This is a genomic window from Mesorhizobium sp. M7A.F.Ca.US.014.04.1.1 (assembly GCF_003998745.1).
GTDB classification, from domain to species: Bacteria; Pseudomonadota; Alphaproteobacteria; order Rhizobiales; family Rhizobiaceae; genus Mesorhizobium; species Mesorhizobium ciceri.
In genome coordinates this window covers 1-2,527 of the sequence record NZ_RZRW01000730.1, presented here as the reverse complement: position 1 = coordinate 2,527, position 2,527 = coordinate 1, and the positions used below count along the sequence as shown (strand labels likewise).

Annotated in this window: 4 protein-coding genes; all 4 read left to right on the top strand. The window is 50.3% G+C overall.

The genetic code is table 11. The features are described from left to right. Positions 1 to 358: hypothetical protein (locus tag EOA22_RS30645; protein WP_164756051.1), on the top strand; the 358-nt coding region annotated here is incomplete at its 5' end. Positions 359 to 446: 88 nt separating this feature from the next. Beyond that, positions 447 to 1,472 carry a DUF4238 domain-containing protein gene (locus tag EOA22_RS30640; RefSeq protein ID WP_063167863.1) on the top strand — a complete coding sequence of 342 codons (1,026 nt, stop codon included), beginning with the start codon at positions 447 to 449 and terminating at the stop codon, positions 1,470 to 1,472. A gap of 55 nt (positions 1,473 to 1,527) precedes the next feature. Next, entirely contained in the window at positions 1,528 to 1,725 is a 198-nt protein-coding gene (locus tag EOA22_RS30635) for a type II toxin-antitoxin system HicB family antitoxin (RefSeq protein WP_164746046.1), read from the top strand. An 87-nt stretch (positions 1,726 to 1,812) separates the two neighbouring features. Further along, positions 1,813 to 2,409 carry a hypothetical protein gene (locus EOA22_RS30630; protein ID WP_063167862.1) on the top strand — a complete coding sequence of 199 codons (597 nt, stop codon included), beginning with the start codon at positions 1,813 to 1,815 and terminating at the stop codon, positions 2,407 to 2,409. Positions 2,410 to 2,527 lie beyond the last annotated feature (118 nt).

Here is a 2,527-nt window from a genome sequence, read left to right as displayed (position 1 = left end):
CCCGGCCCGCTCGGCACCGCCCGCCTGCCCCGGCCCCAACGTGCTGGCGCTGAACCCCGCCAGCGACGAAGCGGTCGCCTACAAGCGCGACTATGAGGAGCGGGCAAAGGAATTGGCCGAGGACATCGCCTTCGAGGAAGCGGCGGGTGTTGCTTCCGACGCCACGGCTGCGCTGTTCACCGACGCCGCGGCCATGGAGGCGGCGGAAGCCAAGAAACTCGCCAACGACCGCCGCGCCAAATCGCTGCTCCAGGGCTACACCGGCAATTCCTGCTCCGAGTGCCAGAATTTTACCATGGTGCGGAACGGGACCTGCGAGAAGTGCGATACGTGTGGCTCGACGAGCGGGTGCAGCTGAGCTAATTCACGCGCGCTGTCTGTCTGCTGCCAACAATGCGACTCCGCTCTCAGCAGAAGAGATATGCTGAGAGCGGAGGTCTATAAAAATGCCGCCAGAGCCCAAGCAACAGCACTATATTCCGGAAACTTATTCGAAGCATTTCTTGGATGGAGACGGCTGCATCAAAGTCTACGATACGTGGGAAGATTGTAGGCTTTTCTGCACCTCTCCAAAATCGGTATTCAAAGAGAAATACCTATACTCACAACCAGTTCATGCTGAAGCGCGTTTTGACAACGCGATCGAGAGACTTTTTTCCGACACGATAGAAAGCGGCTGGGACCGAGCTGTGAACATTATCGCGGAAAAGAAACCGCTCTCACTTGATGAAATTAAACATTTCACCGAATTCCTTTTGTCCATGCGATGCCGTGTACCCAACGCGCTTAGATCTGTTATGAGCCTTTTGCGAGACTCTGTTGCTAGGATATCGGACGCAGTTTCACCTCCCGTACCCGAGGCTCTGTTGGAAATTTATCGCAAGACGACAGGAGATGTATCGAGCCAGATTAGAATGCAGGATTTGATAAACGCCGGCATAATTCAAATAAACATTGACCCGCATACCGCCCTTCTTTCGATGCCAAATATCATTCGAGGCATGCTTCCTGTAATGAATCGGTACAACGCGCCTGTTTTTATACACAACGAGACAGGCGTCGATTTTATTTCTAGCGATAACCCCGTGTGCTACTTCAAATCGGGAACACCAATAGGTAAAATAGTTCCATACAGTGTCGGAAATTTTGATGATTTTGAACTTGTCTTCCCTATAACTCCGCGCATTGCGATGTATCTGGACACCCGAAGGCAGACGGATGCAATGCATAGAGAAGTACGCAACCGCCGGGCGATAGATCGCATCAATGAGGTCGTGGCTCTTTTTGCTGATCGCTATATATTTAGCCAACGGGGAGACATCGAGACCTTAGTATCCAACTTTTTCGATAAAGGGCCAGTTCCGGACTTCGAACGCTCGATAGTTGGTAACGGCTTGGTGCAGCGAATAAGCTACAAGATCGGACAGCCCTCCGCTCTATCGAATGCGTGGGAATACCCATTCCGACGATGAGGATGCAACAGGGCGTGAGCCGCTACACTGACTATCCACCTAGGGAGTGAAGTGCGTGTGTTACGCGGTGGTGATTGAAAAGGCGGGAAATAACTTTTCCGCTTATGTGCCGAATTTACCCGGCTGCATCGCGACCGGTGCAACTGTACGCGAGGTGGAAGCCGAGATTCGCGATGCAATTCGCTTTCACATCAAGGGTTTGCGGGCCGATGGGTTGAATGTGCCGAAGGTGTTAGCTTGGCAGAGTGCGTAAAGGCATAAAGCCACGAACCAGACCGGCACTACAGGTAGATGAACTTCACACCCACGTTATTGAGCGCGGTTTCTTTTGGAAAAATTTATGACAAGCGCTATTGGTTTGACGCCTATAGACCTCCTAACAACAATTTTGGTAGTTATTACGGGCGTATACGCCTGGCTAACTTATAAGATAGCCCACTCAAATAAAATGATGGTCATAGAAATACAGAAGCAGATCGAGGTTCAAACGCGGCCTGTAATTGCTTTGAATATCGAAATTCAACACCATACTATTTTTGTTGCTCGAATCTGGAACCGAGGCTCCTCATCCGCCGAGAACCTTAAACTGACGGTCGACAGAGACTTCTATCGCTTTGGGGAAACCGTTGGAGAATCAAAAAATATTTCTGATATGTATATTTTCAAAAACACATTGGCTGCACTCGCGCCTGGCGATGGATTCTGGATCGATCTTTGTACAGGCCCTCAGGTCGGCAAGGAGATCGGCGGCAAAATAGTAACACCTGACAAATTCACAATTCAGGCATCCTATGGCTACGGGTCGCGTATCTATACCGAGAACTTCTTTGTGGATCTTCGAGCTTATTTCTATACGTCCGGAGCGAAGAGAATTCCTGAGCAACTCGAAAAGATAGCAAAATCTCTGGATGAACTGGCAAAATCAAACAGAAAGTAGTCACCTCACCGTGGAACATGTCGAGGTTGATATGGGATCATCTCCCTGTGGGACACCGGAGCCGGGAATACGGCCAGAATAGTTGTTTGCGGCCAGGATCGCTGCCCGGACCAATTTA